Source organism: Bradyrhizobium iriomotense (assembly GCF_018130765.1).
In the GTDB taxonomy this organism is placed as follows: domain Bacteria; phylum Pseudomonadota; class Alphaproteobacteria; order Rhizobiales; family Xanthobacteraceae; genus Bradyrhizobium; species Bradyrhizobium iriomotense_A.
In genome coordinates this window covers 251735-268637 of record NZ_JAFCJZ010000003.1, presented here as the reverse complement: position 1 = coordinate 268637, position 16903 = coordinate 251735, and the positions used below count along the sequence as shown (strand labels likewise).

15 protein-coding genes are annotated in these 16903 nt (G+C 63.8%); 8 read left to right on the top strand and 7 right to left on the bottom strand.

Going from position 1 to position 16903, the window contains the following annotated elements:
• Positions 1-14: 14 nt before the first annotated feature.
• Positions 15-1973, bottom strand: coding sequence for an ABCB family ABC transporter ATP-binding protein/permease (locus tag JQ635_RS07465; protein ID WP_211409222.1), 1959 nt, complete (start codon positions 1971-1973; stop codon positions 15-17).
• A gap of 201 nt (positions 1974-2174) precedes the next feature.
• On the opposite strand from JQ635_RS07465, the gene JQ635_RS07460 reads away from it, so the two are divergent.
• Positions 2175-2780 (top strand): TIGR00730 family Rossman fold protein, encoded by a 606-nt coding sequence (locus JQ635_RS07460; RefSeq protein WP_211409221.1) that lies wholly within the window; start codon positions 2175-2177, stop codon positions 2778-2780.
• 3 nt (positions 2781-2783) lie between these two features.
• Here JQ635_RS07460 and JQ635_RS07455 read toward each other — a convergent pair whose 3' ends face one another.
• From JQ635_RS07455 to cysS, 4 genes are all read right to left on the bottom strand, one after another.
• On the bottom strand, positions 2784-3161 hold the full coding sequence (locus tag JQ635_RS07455; protein ID WP_211409220.1) for a VOC family protein: 378 nt from the start codon (positions 3159-3161) through the stop codon (positions 2784-2786).
• Between the two features lie 114 nt (positions 3162-3275).
• On the bottom strand, positions 3276-4874 hold the full coding sequence (cimA, locus tag JQ635_RS07450) for a citramalate synthase (RefSeq protein ID WP_211409219.1): 1599 nt from the start codon (positions 4872-4874) through the stop codon (positions 3276-3278).
• On the bottom strand, positions 4871-5362 hold the full coding sequence (locus JQ635_RS07445) for a GNAT family N-acetyltransferase (protein WP_211409218.1): 492 nt from the start codon (positions 5360-5362) through the stop codon (positions 4871-4873). Before JQ635_RS07445 ends, cimA begins: the two co-directional genes overlap by 4 nt.
• Before the next feature lie 115 nt (positions 5363-5477).
• Complete coding sequence (gene cysS / locus JQ635_RS07440) at positions 5478-6857, bottom strand: cysteine--tRNA ligase (protein ID WP_211409217.1); 1380 nt, start codon at positions 6855-6857, stop codon at positions 5478-5480.
• A gap of 445 nt (positions 6858-7302) precedes the next feature.
• On the opposite strand from cysS, the gene JQ635_RS07435 reads away from it, so the two are divergent.
• Together JQ635_RS07435 and JQ635_RS07430 are read left to right on the top strand one after the other, a co-directional pair.
• Entirely contained in the window at positions 7303-7608 is a 306-nt protein-coding gene (locus JQ635_RS07435) for a hypothetical protein (protein WP_211409216.1), read from the top strand.
• A gap of 130 nt (positions 7609-7738) precedes the next feature.
• Complete coding sequence (locus JQ635_RS07430; RefSeq protein ID WP_211409215.1) at positions 7739-8932, top strand: DUF2865 domain-containing protein; 1194 nt, start codon at positions 7739-7741, stop codon at positions 8930-8932.
• 54 nt (positions 8933-8986) lie between these two features.
• On the opposite strand, the gene JQ635_RS07425 is transcribed toward JQ635_RS07430, so the two are convergent.
• A complete protein-coding gene (locus JQ635_RS07425; RefSeq protein ID WP_211409214.1) occupies positions 8987-9895 on the bottom strand; it encodes a DUF2189 domain-containing protein in 909 nt (302 codons plus the stop codon).
• A 540-nt stretch (positions 9896-10435) separates the two neighbouring features.
• On the opposite strand from JQ635_RS07425, the gene JQ635_RS07420 reads away from it, so the two are divergent.
• From JQ635_RS07420 to JQ635_RS07400, 5 genes are all read left to right on the top strand, one after another.
• Positions 10436-11269: a cytochrome c oxidase subunit II gene (locus tag JQ635_RS07420; RefSeq protein ID WP_211409213.1), complete on the top strand. Its 834-nt coding sequence runs from the start codon at positions 10436-10438 to the stop codon at positions 11267-11269.
• 77 nt (positions 11270-11346) lie between these two features.
• Positions 11347-13125 carry a cbb3-type cytochrome c oxidase subunit I gene (locus tag JQ635_RS07415; RefSeq protein WP_211409212.1) on the top strand — a complete coding sequence of 593 codons (1779 nt, stop codon included), beginning with the start codon at positions 11347-11349 and terminating at the stop codon, positions 13123-13125.
• The gene (locus tag JQ635_RS07410; protein ID WP_211409211.1) at positions 13122-13826 is read left to right on the top strand and encodes a cytochrome c oxidase subunit 3; all 705 of its coding nucleotides are present in this window, start codon (positions 13122-13124) and stop codon (positions 13824-13826) included. The genes JQ635_RS07415 and JQ635_RS07410 overlap by 4 nt, the downstream gene beginning before the upstream one ends.
• Positions 13827-13840: 14 nt before the next feature.
• A complete protein-coding gene (locus tag JQ635_RS07405; RefSeq protein ID WP_211409210.1) occupies positions 13841-14563 on the top strand; it encodes a heme-copper oxidase subunit III family protein in 723 nt (240 codons plus the stop codon).
• A 9-nt stretch (positions 14564-14572) separates the two neighbouring features.
• On the top strand, positions 14573-14965 hold the full coding sequence (locus JQ635_RS07400) for a cytochrome C oxidase subunit IV family protein (protein WP_211409209.1): 393 nt from the start codon (positions 14573-14575) through the stop codon (positions 14963-14965).
• Positions 14966-15142: 177 nt separating this feature from the next.
• Here JQ635_RS07400 and JQ635_RS07395 read toward each other — a convergent pair whose 3' ends face one another.
• Positions 15143-16900 (bottom strand): NAD+ synthase, encoded by a 1758-nt coding sequence (locus JQ635_RS07395; RefSeq protein ID WP_211409208.1) that lies wholly within the window; start codon positions 16898-16900, stop codon positions 15143-15145.
• Between the last annotated feature and the right edge of the window lie 3 nt (positions 16901-16903).

The following is a 16903-nucleotide window of genomic DNA, read 5'->3' as shown; positions in this document are numbered from 1 at the left end:
GACCGGAGACAAGGTCACTCCGCGGCCGCAGACGTCGCGAGGGCGTCGGCGACCGGCGGCGGCTCCCGGTTGGGCGTTTCGCTGGAATCGGCCATCTTGGCCAATTTCTCGCGCGCCGCCTCCGCCTCGCGCTGCCTGTTCCACATGCTGGCGTAGAGACCGCCCTGTGCCAGCAGCACGGCGTGGGTGCCGCGCTCGGCAATGCGGCCCTGGTCCAGTACGATGATCTCGTCCGCGCCGACAATGGTCGAGAGCCGGTGCGCGATCACCAGCGAGGTGCGGTTCTTCGCCACGCGGTCGAGCGCGCCCTGGATCTCGTGCTCGGTATGGGTGTCGAGCGCCGAGGTCGCCTCGTCCAGCACCAGGATCGGCGGCGCCTTGAGCACTGTGCGTGCGATCGCGACGCGCTGCTTCTCGCCGCCCGACAATTTCAGGCCGCGCTCGCCGACCTGGGTCTCGTAGCCCTTAGGCGCCATGCGGATGAAATGATCGATCTGCGCGAGGCGCGCGGCCTCCTCGACCTCGGCATCGCTGGCGTCCCAACGGCCATAGCGGATGTTGTAGCGGATGGTGTCGTTGAACAGCACGGTATCCTGCGGCACCATACCGATGGCGGCGCGCAAGCTGGCCTGCGTGACCTCGCGGATGTCCTGGCCGTCGATCAAAATCTTGCCGCCGGAAACGTCATAGAGGCGGAACAGCAGGCGCGAGATGGTCGACTTGCCTGCACCGGAAGGACCGACGATCGCAACCGTCTTGCCGGTAGGCACCTCGAAGCTGATGCCCTTCAGGATCGGCCGCGTCGGCTCATAGGCAAAGCGCACATCCTCGAAGCGCACTGTGCCGGCGGAAACGGCCAGCGGCTGCGCGCCGGGCGCGTCCTTGATCTCGGCCTCGCGCCCCAGCACGTTGAACATCTTCTCGATGTCGATGATCGCCTGCTTGATCTCGCGATACACCATGCCCATGAAATTCAGGGGCTGGTAGAGCTGGATCATCATGGCATTGACCAGCACGAAATCGCCGACCGTGTTGGTGCCGTTGCGCACGCCGATTGCGCACATCAGCATGGTCGCAGTCAGGCCCAGCGTGAAGATCACGGCCTGGCCGGTGTTGAGCACGGCGAGCGAGGTATAGGCCTGGATACTCGACTCCTCGTAGCGCGCCACCGAGCGGTCGTAGCGCTGCGCCTCGCGCGCCTCGGCGCTGAAATACTTCACCGTCTCGTAGTTGAGCAGCGAGTCGATCGCCTTGGTGTTCGCCTCGGTATCGGAATCGTTCATCCTGCGGCGGATGCCGATCCGCCACTCGGTCGCGATGTAGGTGTAGTACATGTAGACCGCGACCGTGATCAGCGTCGCCACCACGTAGCGCCAGTCGAACTGCCAGAGCAGCACGGCCATCAGCAGTGAGACCTCGACGATGGTCGGGATCAGCTGCAGGATCACCATGCGCACGATGACCTCGATACCCTCGCGGCCGCGCTCCAGCACGCGCGTCAGGCCGCCGGTCTTGCGCTCCAGGTGAAAGCGCAGCGACAGCTCGTGCATGTGGATGAAGGTGATGGTGGCGAGCTTGCGCACCGCGTGCATGGCGACGCGGGCGAAGATACCGTCGCGCCATTGCGTCAGCACCGCCATCAGGATGCGCATCACGCCGTAGCTCGCGGTCAGCAGCAAGGGCGAAGCGATCACCCAGAGGTGCCAATTGTCGGCCGCGACCGGCGCGGTGTTGGCGCCGGTCAGTGCGTCGGTGGCCCATTTGAAGCTGAACGGGACGGCGAGCGTGATCAGCTTGGCGGCGAGCAGCAGCACCAGCGACCAGACCACGCGCATCTTCAAATCGACGCGGTCGCCCGGCCAGATATAGGGCCACAAATGCGCCAGCGTGCCCATCAGCGTGGCCCGCTCCAGCGGTCCCCCGGCGGGAGAACCAGGAACGTCGGCGCCGTCGAACGATTGGGGTTGGTCCATCAACAAACCTAAAAGCCCGCCGGATGCGGGCGTCGCTGCGATTAACGATTTTCGCCTGTCATATAGAGCCTTCCCGATGCCCGTGCACCCCGCCAGATGGCGAATCTTCGATTGTTTCTCGCCGTTTACCGGTAGATTTCCGGACAGTCCGAATCACCGATTGGGCTTGACGCCTCTTCGCTGCAATGCATCATGGCACCAATGAGCACGATCAAAACCGTCTGTGTCTATTGCGGCTCCGGCCCCGGAACCAATCCCCGCTTCACCGAAGGCGCCAAGGCATTCGGCAAGGCCCTCGCCGAGAACAACATTCGCCTGGTCTATGGCGGCGGCTCGCTCGGCCTGATGGGCTCGGTCGCGACCTCCGTGCTCGATCACGGCGGCACCGTCACCGGCATCATTCCCGAATTCCTGCGGCTGCGCGAGAACGCGCTGACGCGCGTGCAGGAGATGATCGTCACCCCCGACATGCACGAGCGCAAGCGCTTGATGTTCGAGCGCTCCGACGCCTTCGTGGCCCTGCCGGGCGGCGTCGGCACGCTGGAGGAGCTGGTGGAGCAGCTGACCTGGAAGCAGCTCGGCCGTCACGCCAAGCCGGTGCTGCTCGCCAATATCGACAATTTCTGGGAGCCGCTGTTCTCGCTCCTGTCGCACATGCGCCAGACCGAGTTCATTCGCGCCGGCCTGACGGTCGACATCCTCAAGGCCGATCGCGTCGAGGAGATCCTGCCGAAGCTGAAAGCGGCCGCGGCACAGATCGCCGAAGAGGAAAAGCAGCTCGCCCCGGAAGTCGCGCGCAAGCTGTAAGAGCTACTCGCTCGGAAAGGTGACTGCTTCGATCCGGTTGCCGTCTGGATCGAAGACGAAGGCCGCATAGTAACGCACGCGATCGTGGGGACGGAGGCCCGGCGCGCCGTCGGACGCGCCGCCGTTTGCGAGCGCGGCCGCATGGAATGCATCGACCTCGCCGGTCGTCTTCGCCCGCAGGCAGATGTGCACGCCGCTTTCCGGCGCGACGCGCGGCATGGCCTCGCGCAAATTGATCCAGAATTCCGGATAGGCCTTGCCGAAGCCCACCGTGCGCGGCCGCGTGACGAGACGCGTGAGGCCGAGGGAGGCGAGCGTTGCCTCGTAGAACGTTGCGGAGCGATCGAGATCGCTGACGCCGACGGAGATGTGGTCGATCATTGGCTCCCCCTCCTCGATCCCGTAGCCCGGATGAGCGAAGCGACATCCGGGGTCACTATCTCCGCAGCGTAGACTGCCCCGGATATCGCTTCGCTCATCCGGGCTACATTTTTCTTACGCCGGCGCGCCCGATTTCACGAGCTTGTAGATCACCGAATCCATCAGCGCCTGGAACGAGGCGTCGATGATGTTCGGGGACACGCCGACCGTGGTCCAGCTGTCGCCGTTCTCATCCTCGCTCTCGATCAGCACGCGCGTGACCGCGCCGGTGCCGCCATTGAGGATACGCACACGGTAATCGATCAGCTTCAAGCCCTCGATGTATTTCTGGTACTTGCCGAGGTCCTTGCGCAGCGCGACGTCGAGCGCGTTGACCGGGCCGTTGCCCTCGGCGGCAGAGATCAGATGCTCGCCGGCGACGTCGACCTTGACCACCGCGAGCGCCACCGTGACGCGCTCGCCGAGCGCGTTGTAGCGCTGCTCGACATTGACGTCGAACTGCTCGACCTCGAAATAATGCGGCACCTTGCCGAGCGTGCGGCGCGCCAGGAGATCGAACGAGGCGTTGGCGGATTCGTAGGCGTAGCCCTGTGCCTCGCGCTCCTTCAACTCCTCGACGAGACGCGTCAGCTTCGGATCGCTCTTTTCATAGGCAATGCCGGCGCGGTCGAGCTCGGCGATGACGTTGGAGCGGCCGGCCTGGTCGGAGACCAGCACCTTGCGATGATTGCCGACCAGCTCCGGCAGCACATGCTCATAGGTCTGCGGATCCTTCAGCACGGCGGAGGCGTGGATGCCGGTCTTGGTGACGAAGGCGCTCTCGCCGACATAGGCCGCATGCCGATTCGGCACGCGGTTGAGCATGTCGTCGAGCGTGCGCGACACCTTCACCAGCGTCGCCAGCTTCTCGGACGTGACGCCGATCTCGAAAACGTCGGCAAAATCCTTCTTCAATTTCAGCGTCGGGATCAGCGAGCAGAGATTGGCGTTGCCGCAGCGCTCGCCGAGGCCGTTCAGCGTGCCCTGGATCTGCCGCGCGCCCGCACGCACCGCGGCGAGCGAATTGGCCACCGCCTGCTCGGTGTCGTTATGGGCGTGGATGCCGACGTGGTCGCCCGGGATGTGTTTCGTCACCTCGGTGACGATGGCCTCGACCTCATCAGGCATGGTGCCGCCATTGGTGTCGCACAGCACCACCCAGCGCGCGCCGGCATCGAAGGCGGCTTTCGCGCAGGCAAGCGCGAAGCTCGCGTCCTCCTTGTAGCCGTCGAAAAAATGCTCGCAGTCGAGCATGACCTCGCGGCCGGCTGCCTTCGCCGCCGCGACGCTGTCGCGGATCGAGGCGAGGTTCTCCTCCTTGGTCGTTTCCAGCGCGACGCGCACCTGATAGGCCGACGACTTCGCCACGAAGCAGATTGCATCCGCCCTCGCTTCCAAAAGACCGGCGACGCCGGGATCGTTGGAGACCGAGCGCCCGGCCCGGCGCGTCATGCCGAAGGCGGTGAAGCGCGCGTGATTGAGCTTCGGCTTGGAGCCGAAGAACTCCGTGTCGAGCGGGTTGGCGCCGGGATAGCCGCCCTCGACATAGTCGATACCGAGATCATCGAGCATCGCCGCGATGACCTGCTTGTCGGTCAGCGTGAAATCGACGCCATTGGTCTGCGCCCCGTCGCGCAGCGTGGTGTCAAACAGATAGAGACGCTCCTTGCTCATGGCACAGCTCCAAGCGTCTTCTTCATGGTGGTATTGGCAAGCCACTCGTCATTGATGGTGACGCTGTTGCGCTGCTGGGCGGTGTAGCCGCGCTTGGCGAAGAAGCCCTCCGCGGTATCGCTGGCATCGACCGAGAGGCTCTTGGCGCCGCGGCCGCCGGCAAGCTTCTCCAGCGCATCGACCAGCATGGTCGCGATGCCCTGTCCGCTGACGGCCGGATGCACGTAGAGCATCCGGATGTGATCGGTGCCGCGCAGCGAGGCGAAGCCGACGGGCGAGCCTTCGAGCGTCGCGATCAGCGTCAGGTCGGAGGCGAGCCGCTTGCCGAACTCCTCGTCCTCCGCCGCCTCCATCCAGGCCTGCTGCTGTGCCTCGCTATAGTCGTCGCCGGTCAGCTGCTCGATGCTGGCGGTGAAGATCGCGGCGAGCACCGGCACGTCATCGGGCAGGAACGGCCGCAGGCCGGGCTTTGGCAAAGTCTGTCCCATCGTCCTCACCACATCCCATAGAGTTTCAGCACGATCGCCACCGCGGCGCCGAGCAGCAGGATCTTCAGCGCGATGTAATAGAGCCAGTGCCGCGGAAAAGGCGTGTCGGGCCGCTTCATCGCGCGACCTCCCAGGTCGTCCCGTCCTTGGAGTCCTTGATCGCAACGCCCATCCCGGCGAGCAGATCGCGGATGCGATCGGACTCCTTGAAGTCTTTCCGCGCACGCGCGGCTGTCCGCTCCGCAAGCAGACGCTCGACTTCCCCGGCATCGACACCGCTCGCCTGCTGCTTGCGGCTTTCCCACTGCGCGGCACTCTCCGACAGGAAGCCGAGCAGCCGCAACGATCCCGACAATGCAGCAGCATCGCCGCGCAGGCCGTGCAGCGCCGCGATCGCCAGCGGCGTGTTGAGATCGTCGAGCAGCGGCTCGACCACGGACGCAGCCGGTTCGCCCGGCGCGACGTCGGCGGCGACGCGATACCAGTCGTCGAGCGTCTTGGCGCTCTCCTCCAGCGACTTCATGGTCCAGTCGATCGGCGAGCGATAATGCGTCTTCAGCATGTTCAGGCGCAGCACCTCGCCCGGCCAGTCCTTTAGCAACTCGTGGATCGTGATGAAGTTGCCGAGGCTCTTCGACATCTTCTCGCTCTCGACCTGCAGGAAGCCGTTGTGCATCCAGTAGTTCGCCATGCGCTGCTGGTGGAAGGCGCAGCAGGTCTGTGCGACCTCGTTCTCGTGATGCGGAAACACGAGATCGATACCGCCGCCATGGATGTCAAAGTGCTCGCCGAGATGCTTCCAGGCCATGGCCGAGCACTCGATGTGCCAGCCCGGACGCCCCTCGGCCTTGATGCCGGCCGGCGACGGCCATGACGGCTCGCCTGGCTTGGAGGGCTTCCACAGCACGAAGTCGGTGTTACCCTTCTTGTAGGGCGCGACATCGACGCGGGCGCCGGCGACCATCTCGTCCAGCGACCGATTGGACAGCGCGCCGTAGCGCGGCAGCGAGGAGTTGGCCGCGTTCATCGCCTGCGGCGAGAACAGCACGTGATCCTCGGCGGCGTAGGCGAAGCCGCCGGCGATGAGCTTCTCGATGATCTCGCGCATCTCGCCGATATGCTCGGTCGCGCGCGGCTCGACGCTCGGCCTGAGCGCACCGAGCGCATCGACATCGGCGTGAAACTGCTTGCCGGTCTGCTCGGTGACCTTGCGGATCGCCTCGTTCAGCGGCAGGCCGGGAAAATCCCGCGCGGCGCGGTCGTTGATCTTGTCGTCGACGTCGGTGATGTTGCGGACATATTTGACGTGTGCCTCGCCGTAGGTGTGGCGCAGCAGCCGAAACAGCACGTCGAACACGATCACCGGCCGCGCGTTGCCGATATGGGCGAAGTCGTAGACGGTCGGCCCGCAGACATACATGCGGACGTTCTTCGCATCGAGCGGCACGAAGGTGCGCTTGTCCCGGCTCAGCGTATCGTAAAGGCGTAATTCCATATGGATACCCGTCGTAGTGCCGAATGCGATTTGAAGTTCCTGCAGCGATAGCAGCAAACTCGACCAGGAACTTCAAATCGCAAGCGGCACAAAAACTTCATTTCTTCGCAGCGGTCCGGTTCTCGCATTCGCAACCCTATTTGCCGCGACGACATGCGAATGCGAGAACCGGGCCGTTGCGCGGCCGGGCGTCCAGTGCTCTCAATGTGTTTGAGAAAAGACGGCTCCAGCCAGCGAATCGCTAGCTCGTAATCTCGCAAATGATGCAAATGGCGAGGAGACCGTTCATGCGGGAACATATGGGCCACGAAGGCCCCTGACGTCAAGGGAGCCGCGAAAATGCCGTCTTCTCCCCGCAATGCGCGCCGGTCTGCCGCAATGGTTCCATTCCCCTTAACCTTTTGAGTTTATTAAGAGCGGGCTGTCTCCAAGCCCCCGGTACCCCATGCGATCCCTGTTCGCGCTCGTCTCCTGTGCCTCCCTCGTCGCGGCATCCGGCGCATTCGCCGAGACCCGCGTCTTCATCATCGCCAACCAGGCGGACGGCTATGGGATCGACCAGTGCCTGGCCAGGGGCGACAAATGCGGGGCGCAGGTCGCGCGCACCTACTGCCAGTCACGGGATTTTGCCCAGGCATCAAGCTATCGCCGGGTCGATCCCGACGAAATTACCGGTTCTGTCCCCAAAACCGGCGCAAACTGCTCCCATGGCCATTGCGACGAATATGTCGCAATCACCTGCCAGCGCTGAATTCCCTCGGAGCTGGCGGACTTTAGGACCCATCTTCGGCCCCTGAAACGACGTGACGATGCCGCAGGAAGCGGCTATTGGAGGGCGCGCTTCGGCCCCCAAAATCACGCTGGGCCGCGACCTCGCTAGAATGGCGGATATGCCTGAATTTTTGTCTCTCTCCCGTGCCCGCTCCCTCCTTGCCTGCACCGTGCTCCTGGGCACCGTCGTGCTCGCCGATGGCGCTTTCGCGCAGGCAGGTCCCCCCGGCCCGCCGCCTCAGCCCGGCCAGAACGGGCTTGGCCCCAATCCGATGTGCGCGCGGCTGGAAGGCCAGCTCGCCGCGCTCGACCGTGGCGGCGGCGGTGGCGATCCCGCGCGTGAAGAGCAGATCCGCCGTTACCAGGATTCCCAGGCCAAGCAGCAGGCCGAGCTCGACCGCGTCACCATGCAGGCCAAGCGCATGGGTTGCGACTCCTCAGGCTTCTTCTCGCTGTTCAACGGCCAGTCGGCGCAGTGCGGCCCGGTCAACACCCAGATCCAGCAGATGCGCGCCAATCTGGACCAGATCACCGGCAATCTCGAACGCCTGCGCGGCGGCGGCTTCAGCCCGGAGCGCGACAACCAGCGCCGCTCGGTGCTGATGGCGCTGGCGCAGAACAATTGCGGTCCGCAATACGCCAACGCCGCGCAGTCGCAAGGCGGCGGCAACTTCCTGAGCAACCTGTTCGGCGGCAACAACAACCCGAACAATCCGCAGGCCGTGCCGCCCTCCGATCTCGGCCCGCAATCCGGCACCTTCCGCACCGTGTGCGTGCGCACCTGCGACGGCGCCTATTTCCCGGTCTCCTTTGCCACCGTGCCGGCGCGCTTCGCCGACGACGAGAAGACCTGCAAGGCACTGTGCCCGGCCGCGGAAGCCGTGCTCTACACCCATCGCAATCCCGGCGAGGACATGAATTCGGCGGTCTCGATCGGCGGCCAGCCCTACACGGCGCTGCCGACCGCGTTCAAATTCCGCAGCGAGTTCAACCCGTCCTGCTCCTGCAAGGCGGCCGGACAGACCTGGGCCGACGCGCTGAAATCGGCCGACGACAAGGCGACCGTCGAGCAGCAGGGCGACATCATCGTCACCGAAGAGAGCGCCAGGAAGATGCAGCAGCCGCGCCTCAACAAGGGCGCGCCGCAGCCCGCCAATGCCAAGAAAGGCGCCGCGCCCGCGCCGACGACGGCCACGGCACCGGCCGCGACACCGCCAGCGGACACCAGCACGGCTGCGCCGAGTTCAGAGAACAAGCCGATCCGTTCGGTCGGCCCGACCTTCCTGCCGCAGCAGCAGAAATAGGCCCTAACCCGTCATGCCCTGTGAAGGCGGCCGCCCGGCGCGGCCGCTTCACTGTTACTGCTCGCCCTCGCGGCTCCACGGGAAGAGATTGGCCGGAAAGTCCGCTGCGTAGCGCTTTCCCTTCGGGGGCGGCGGCGGCTCGTCCGGTGGATTCGGATTGGGCTCGACCACCCGCCGATAGAGGTGCCAGGTGGCATGACCGAGCACCGGCAGAACAACAGCAAGACCAACGAAGAGCGGTAGCGAGCCGATTACGAGCAGCGCCGCCACGATGAGGCCCCATCCGGCCATCGCAACCGGATTTGCCCCCACCGCCCGGAGCGACGTGCGGATCGCGTCGATCGCAGTCGCATGCCGGTCGAGCATCAACGGAAACGACACGACGCTGACACACAAGGCCACGACCGCAAACAGGAAGCCGACACCGCAACCGACGAGGATGAGCGACCAGCCTTCCGGTGTCGTCAGCACGCGCGTTGCGAAGTCGGGAATGCTTGCAGCCGCCGCGTGACCGAAGATCGCAACATAAATCCCGTTCGCGACACCGATCCAGGCCCCGAACAGGACCAGCAGGAGCACGCCGAGCTCGACCATGGCACCGAACGACGGTGCGCGCAGCACCTTGATCGCATCCCACGCATCGACCTCCTCGCCACGCTCGCGACGCCGGCTGAGTTCGTAGAGACCGATCGCGGCAAAGGGCCCGATCAACGCGAAGCCGGCGGCCAGCGGAAACAGGAGCGGCAGCACCGAATAGCCGAGAACCATCCTGAACAGGACGAGACCGAGAACGGGATAAATCACGCACACGATGATCGCGTGGCTCGGCATCGCCTGGAAATCCTCCCAACCCAGGCGCAGGGCCTCGGTCAGGTCGGAAAAGCTGATCTTACGAATGGGATAGGAGGCCGCTTCACCGAATACGTGCCGCCTGATGATGTCGTGGGAGTACAGAGTGGCCATGAACGGACCCTCCCGTGCTGAAAATCGCGGTTTTCGATAACACGCGCTTTCCAGCCACGCGTGTCCGCCTGACGAGCAGGAAACGCGAGGGGTCGGGTACGGCAACCCAGGTTCAGCGAACAGAGCCTGGCCGGACGGAACCCGTCGCGACCTGCTTCGCAAGCTTAGCGCGCGCGCGGCACGGCGGCGCTCACGGTTAGGTGAATTGTCTGATTGTGCGCTGCATCGCCCAGGACGCCGCCATCCAACATGCGCGCCTGAAGCTTTGTCGACTGGCCGGGCGACGGCAACCACGCCATGTCGCCATGCCGGAGCACCTACATTGCTCTATTGACGCCGGATTAGGCCGGTATCATTTTAGACCCAGACGCCCTTGGAGTTTGGTCGCGAGCGTTGTCTTGATTTCGCGACCGGTGGAATGGGCGAGGCAAAAGGCCGGCGATGGCATGAATGCCAACCGAGAAAGGCCAGCCATCGCGACCGACATGAGCTCCGCCCTGGATTCGTATCCGTAGCCTTCGATGGCAAGGATGGATCAGGATGGCTGTCGCATTGATACTGCTTCTGGTCGCGATCGGCTCGGTGCTGTTTCACATCTACAGCCCGTGGTGGTGGACGCCGATCGCCACGAACTGGGCCTATATCGACCACACCATCAACATCACGTTCTGGATCACGGGCTTTGTTTTCGTCGCGGTCATCGCCTTCATGGCTTACTGCGTCTTCCGCTTTCACCACAAAGAGGGAAGACGGGCTGACTACAATCCGGAAAACAAAAAGCTCGAGTGGTGGCTGAGCGTCGGGACCGGCGTCGGCGTCGCGGCCATGCTGGCGCCTGGCCTCGTGGTCTGGCACCAGTTCGTGACGGTGCCTGCGGATGCCACCGAGGTCGAGGTCATGGGCCAGCAATGGCAGTGGAGCTTCCGCCTTCCGGGCAAGGATGGGCGGCTGGGCACATCCGATGTCCGCAACATCGCTGCCGACAATCCAATGGGGCTCAATCGTGACGACGCACACGCGCAGGACGACGTCGTGATCGAGAACGGAGACCTGCACCTTCAAGTGGGAAAGCCGGTCAAGGTTCTGCTCCGCTCAGTTGATGTCCTGCACGATTTCTACGTGCCCGAATTCCGGGCCAAGATGGACATGGTTCCAGGCATGGTGACCTATTTCTGGATTACGCCGATCCGAACCGGAACGTTCGATGTTCTCTGTGCGGAGCTCTGTGGCGCGGCTCACTATCAGATGCGGGCCAAGGTCATCGTCGACGAAGAGCGTGAGTATCACGCTTGGCTGGAGCAACAAAAGACGTTTGCCGAATTGTCGTCGGCAAAAGCCATCGTGAAGGCGACGTACCAATCCGGCGGCAAGTAGCAAGCTGCCGCCGCGAAACAGATCGGGTGCATGAGGCCAACGCCTCGCTTCCGATGGAAACGACCGAGGAGGTTTCTATGGTCGATATTCCATATGAAGGGATCGAAGGCATCCCGCCTGCCGAAGTACCTGACGTTGAGCTCTATCATCCGAGGAGCTGGTGGACACGGTATGTCTTCTCGCAGGACGCCAAGGTGATCGCCATTCAGTATTCGCTGACGGCCTCGGCCATCGGGCTCGTGGCCCTGGTGCTGTCGTGGCTGATGCGGCTGCAACTGGGATTCCCCGGCACCTTCTCTTTCATCGATGCCAACCAGTACCTCCAGTTCATCACCATGCACGGCATGATCATGGTGATCTATCTGCTCACCGCATTGTTCCTGGGCGGCTTCGGCAACTACCTGATCCCGCTGATGGTCGGCGCCCGGGACATGGTCTTCCCTTATGTGAACATGCTGAGCTACTGGGTCTACCTGCTCGCGGTCCTGGTGCTGGCCTCGACATTCTTCGTGCCCGGCGGCCCCACCGGCGCCGGCTGGACGCTCTACCCGCCGCAGGCAATCCTCTCCGGAACGCCCGGACAGGACTGGGGCATCATTCTCATGATGTCGTCCCTGATCCTGTTCATCATCGGCTTCACCATGGGCGGGCTGAATTACGTGGTGACGGTGCTCCAGGCGCGCACCCGCGGCATGACGTTGATGCGCCTGCCGCTGACCGTGTGGGGCATTTTCACGGCGACCGTGATGGCGCTCTTGGCATTCCCTGCCCTCTTCGTTGCCTCGGTCATGCTGCTGCTCGACCGTCTCCTGGGAACAAGCTTCTTCATGCCTTCGCTCGTCGAGATGGGCACGCTGTCGAAATATGGCGGCGGCAGCCCGCTACTCTTCCAGCACCTGTTCTGGTTCTTCGGCCATCCCGAGGTCTACATCGTCGCCCTGCCCGCCTTCGGCATCGTCTCCGATCTGATCAGCACGCATGCGCGCAAGAACATCTTTGGCTACCGCATGATGGTCTGGGCAATCGTGGCCATCGGCGCGCTCAGCTTCATCGTCTGGGCGCACCACATGTATGTGAGCGGCATGTTCCCGCAATTCGGGTACTTCTTCGCCACCACGACGCTCATCATCGCAATCCCCACCGCGATCAAGGTCTACAACTGGGTGCTGACCCTGTGGCGCGGCGACATTCATCTCAGGGTGCCGATGCTGTTCGCCCTCGGCTTCATCATCACCTTCGTGAACGGCGGGCTCACCGGCCTCTTCCTCGGCAACGTCGTCGTGGACGTGCCCCTCTCGGATACCATGTTCGTGGTCGCGCACTTCCACATGGTGATGGGCGTGGCACCGATCATGGTCGTGCTCGGCGCGATCTATCATTGGTACCCCAAGGTGACGGGACGGATGCTGAACGACGCCCTCGGCAAGTTTCACTTCTGGGTCACCTTCCTCGGCGCCTACCTGATCTTCTTCCCCATGCACTATCTTGGACTGCTCGGGGTTCCGCGCCGGTATTTCGAACTCGGGGATGCGGCGTTCATCCCGACCTCAGCCCATTCGCTGAACGCCTTCATCTCCGTGGTGGCCTTGACCGTCGGCTTCAGCCAGATGGTGTTCCTGTTCAATCTTGCCTGGAGCCTGTTCAAAGGTGAGGCCTCGGGCGGCAATCCGTGGCGGGCAACGACGCTGGAGTGGCAGACGCCGGAGACGCCTCCAGGACACGGCAACTGGGGCAAGGAGCTCCCGATCGTGTACCGCTGGGCCTACGATTACAGCGTGCCCGGCGCCGCGGAGGACTTCATTCCGCAGAACCAGCCGCCACGCGCGACGCAGCTCATTCAGGGAGCTGCTTCGTGAGCGCCATCATTCTGTTCCTGACTGTGCTTGCGGTGATCGCCGGATGGTGGCTGTCGCAGCAGCGGCTGACGGCCAAGCCCTGGCTGGAGGAAGGCCCGGCCGGTGACTTCCCCGGCGGCGATGCCATGACCTGGCCGGCAGCAAAGGTCGGACTTGGCGTGTTCCTCGCTGTCGCGAGCGCATTGTTCGTCCTCTTCATCAGCGCCTACTCGATGCGCATGAGCGTGGTGGACTGGCGGCCGCTGCCGGTACCGCGGCTGCTGTGGGTCAACACGGGCGTGCTGGTCCTGAGCAGTGTCGCGCTGCAATGGTCGTACGTGGCTGCCCGCCGACACGATATTGAGAGCGTCACGATCGGTCTGCTCGCCGGCGGAGCATCTGCCGTGATCTTCCTCGCCGGACAGCTCCTGGCCTGGCAACGGCTCGGGGCTGCCGGATATTTCGTGGCGTCCAATCCGGCGAATTCCTTCTTCTACCTGTTGACCGCGGTACACGGGCTGCATCTGGCGGGCGGTCTGGTGGCCCTGGGCCGAACCTCAGCCAAGATGTGGCGTGGCGCCGGGATCGCCGACATGCGATTGAGCGTGGAGCTATGCGCCATCTATTGGCACTTCCTGCTGTTGGTCTGGCTTGTCCTGCTCGGTCTTCTCACCGGCTGGACCGATGATTTCGTCGACATCTGCCGCCGATTGCTGAGCTAGGGAGGCAAGACCAGATGGCTGAGACCGTGCTGACACATTCGGGCCAATCGACTGCGCGGCTTGAAGGCTGGCGTGGCATCGCCGCCGATTGGGCGTCCGATCAGCGTGCCTTCAAGAACGTGTCCTGGGGCAAGGCCATGATGTGGATCTTCCTCCTCAGCGACACCTTCATCTTCAGTTGCTTCCTGCTCTCCTACATGACGGCGCGCATGTCGACGACCTTGCCGTGGCCGAATCCCAGCGAAGTCTTCGCCCTCAATATCGGGGGCAAGCACATCCCCCTGATCCTGATCGCCATCATGACCTTCGTGCTGATCAGCAGCAGCGGAACAATGGCGATGGCCGTCAATTTCGGCTACCGCCGCGATCGCGTGAGAACCGCAATCCTGATGCTGGTCACGGCAGCCTTCGGCGCGACCTTCGTCGGAATGCAGGCCTTCGAATGGACCAAGCTGATCATGGAGGGCGTTCGACCCTGGGGTAATCCATGGGGCGCGGCGCAGTTTGGCTCGAGCTTCTTCATGATCACGGGTTTCCACGGCACCCACGTGACGATCGGCGTGATCTTCCTGATCGCCATTGCGCGGAAGGTCTTTCGCGGCGACTTCGACGTCGAGAGGCGCGGCTTCTTCACGAGCCGCAAGGGGTACTACGAGATCGTCGAGATCATGGGCCTGTACTGGCACTTCGTCGACCTCGTGTGGGTCTTCATCTTTGCATTCTTCTACCTTTGGTGAGGTCGGCGCATGACAAACGCGGCGGTACACATGGAAGGACAGCTCCACGCTCCGGCGCATGGCGCAGTCGCAACGGGGGCCGTTCACGCCAAGGGTCAGCAGCACCCGATCAAGCTCTACCTCGTGGTCTGGGGCTGGCTGTTCGTCCTCAGCACGTGCTCCTATCTCGTCGACTACTTTGGCCTGCACGGCTATCTGAGGTGGTCGCTGATCCTGCTGTTCATGATGTTGAAGGCCGGCCTGATCGTCGCCGTCTTCATGCACATGGCCTGGGAGCGACTGGCCTTGGCCTATGCCATCCTGCTGCCGCCGATCGCGGTATTGGTATTTGTATCGATCATGGTGCTCGAATCCGAATACACGCACTTCCTGCGGGTGCTGTTTTTCGCAGCCCCGTCATAGCGGCAATCGGAGTTTCTCGCTGTCATGCCCCGCGAAGGCGGGGCATCCAGTAACTCATGTCGGCAGTCGGTTCCTACAATGCCCGCCGCGGAGTACTGGATCATCCGCCTTCGCGGATGATGACAGCTTGATGGTGGCGAGACCACCCCACCACGCCAGTCCCCAAAATCAGCGAGTTCACCCCTCGAACGCGTCGATCGACGCCTTGTTGCCGCGCGAGACCAGCGTCTCGTCCGGCGCGGGCAGCCCCTCGCCCTTGTCGCGGAAACGGTTGGTGATGGGATAGCGGCGGTCGCGGCCAAAATTCCTCGGTGTCACCTTCACCCCGGGCGCCGCCTGGCGGCGCTTGTATTCGGCGACATTGAGCAGATGGTCGATGCGGGTGACGGTCTCGCGGTCGAAGCCGGCGGCGATGATGGCCTCGAGCGGCTCCTCACGTTCGACCAGACGCTCGAGGATGGCATCGAGCACGTCGTAAGGCGGCAATGAATCCTGATCGGTCTGGTTCTCGCGCAGCTCCGCCGTCGGCGGGCGCGTGATGATATCAGGGGGAATGGCCTCCCCTGCGGGCCCGAGCGCGCCATCCGGCTTCCAGCTGTTGCGCAGGCTCGCCAGCCGAAACACCTGCGTCTTGTAGATATCCTTGATCGGGTTGAAGCCGCCGTTCATGTCGCCGTAGAGCGTGGCGTAGCCGACCGACATCTCCGACTTGTTGCCTGTCGTCACCACCATCAGCCCGGTCTTGTTGGAGATCGCCATCAACAGCGTGCCGCGGGTGCGGGCCTGGAGGTTCTCCTCGGTGATATCAGGCGGCAGGTTCTTGAAGATGCCCGAGAGGATGGTCTCAAAACCGTTCACGGCTTCCGCGATCGGCAACACCTCGTAGCGGATGCCGAGATGGCCGGCGAGCTCGCCGGCGTCGGCGATCGAATGTGCCGCCGTGTAACGATAGGGCAGCATCACGCCATGCACCTGGTCCGCGCTGAGCGCATCGACCGCGATCGCCGCGCAGAGTGCCGAATCGATGCCGCCGGAAATGCCGAGCAGCACGCCGGGAAAACCGTTCTTGGCGACGTAGTCGCGCAGGCCCAGCACGCAGGCTGCGTAATCGGCCTTGTCGCCCTCGACCTGCTCCGCGATCGATCCCGTGCAGCGCCAGTCCTCGCCGTTTCTGGTGAAGCGGAGCGTGGTGACGTTTTCCTCGAACGCCGGCAGTTGCGCTGCGAGCGAGAGATCGCCATTGAGCGCGAAGGAGGCGCCGTCGAACACCAATTCGTCCTGGCCGCAAACCTGGTTGAGATAGACCAGCGGCAGGCCGCTCTCGGTGACGCGGGCCACCGCGACCGACAGCCGTACGTCGTTCTTGTCGCGGGCGTAAGGCGAGCCGTTCGGCACCAGGATGATCTCGGCGCCGGTCTCGGCCAGCGTCTCGACCACGTTCTCGTAGTCCTCGGACTCCTCGAGCCAGATGTCCTCGCAGATCGGCACGCCAATGCGCACGCCGCGCACGGTCACGGGGCCCGCAGCAGGCCCGCGCGCAAACAGCCGCTTCTCGTCGAACACGCCGTAATTCGGCAGATTGCACTTGAAGCGAAGTGTGGCGATGCGGCCGCCGTCGAGCAGTGCGCAGGCATTGTAGAGCCTGCCGTCCTCGACCCAGGGCGTGCCGACCAGCATGGCTGGGCCACCATCCGCGGTCTCGCGCGCGAGGCTTTCGATTGCAGCGCGGCAGGCGGCCTGGAAGGCCGGCTTCTGCACCAGGTCTTCCGGCGGATAGCCGGAAATGAACAATTCCGGAAACAGCACGAGATCGGCGCCGTCACCGACGGCTTGCGCGCGCGCGGCGCGCACCTTCGCGGCATTGCCCTCGATGTCGCCCACGGTCGGATTGAGCTGGGCGAGCGTGACCGCGAATGCATTGAGACGTTCGGTCATGAC

Bases quoted from the DNA above. Each gene is read 5' to 3' on its own strand.
- JQ635_RS07405 (WP_211409210.1), top strand. From the start codon at position 13,841: ATGGCTGAGACCGTGCTGACACATTCGGGCCAATCGACTGCGCGGCTT.
- JQ635_RS07455 (WP_211409220.1), bottom strand. From the start codon at position 3,161: ATGATCGACCACATCTCCGTCGGCGTCAGCGATCTCGATCGCTCCGCA.
- cimA (WP_211409219.1), bottom strand. From the start codon at position 4,874: ATGAGCAAGGAGCGTCTCTATCTGTTTGACACCACGCTGCGCGACGGG.
- JQ635_RS07460 (WP_211409221.1), top strand. From the start codon at position 2,175: ATGAGCACGATCAAAACCGTCTGTGTCTATTGCGGCTCCGGCCCCGGA.
- JQ635_RS07415 (WP_211409212.1), top strand. From the start codon at position 11,347: ATGGTCGATATTCCATATGAAGGGATCGAAGGCATCCCGCCTGCCGAA.
- JQ635_RS07435 (WP_211409216.1), top strand. From the start codon at position 7,303: ATGCGATCCCTGTTCGCGCTCGTCTCCTGTGCCTCCCTCGTCGCGGCA.
- JQ635_RS07420 (WP_211409213.1), top strand. From the start codon at position 10,436: ATGGCTGTCGCATTGATACTGCTTCTGGTCGCGATCGGCTCGGTGCTG.
- cysS (WP_211409217.1), bottom strand. From the start codon at position 6,857: ATGGAATTACGCCTTTACGATACGCTGAGCCGGGACAAGCGCACCTTC.
- JQ635_RS07430 (WP_211409215.1), top strand. From the start codon at position 7,739: ATGGCGGATATGCCTGAATTTTTGTCTCTCTCCCGTGCCCGCTCCCTC.
- JQ635_RS07465 (WP_211409222.1), bottom strand. From the start codon at position 1,973: ATGGACCAACCCCAATCGTTCGACGGCGCCGACGTTCCTGGTTCTCCC.
- JQ635_RS07425 (WP_211409214.1), bottom strand. From the start codon at position 9,895: ATGGCCACTCTGTACTCCCACGACATCATCAGGCGGCACGTATTCGGT.
- JQ635_RS07400 (WP_211409209.1), top strand. From the start codon at position 14,573: ATGACAAACGCGGCGGTACACATGGAAGGACAGCTCCACGCTCCGGCG.
- JQ635_RS07395 (WP_211409208.1), bottom strand. From the start codon at position 16,900: ATGACCGAACGTCTCAATGCATTCGCGGTCACGCTCGCCCAGCTCAAT.
- JQ635_RS07445 (WP_211409218.1), bottom strand. From the start codon at position 5,362: ATGGGACAGACTTTGCCAAAGCCCGGCCTGCGGCCGTTCCTGCCCGAT.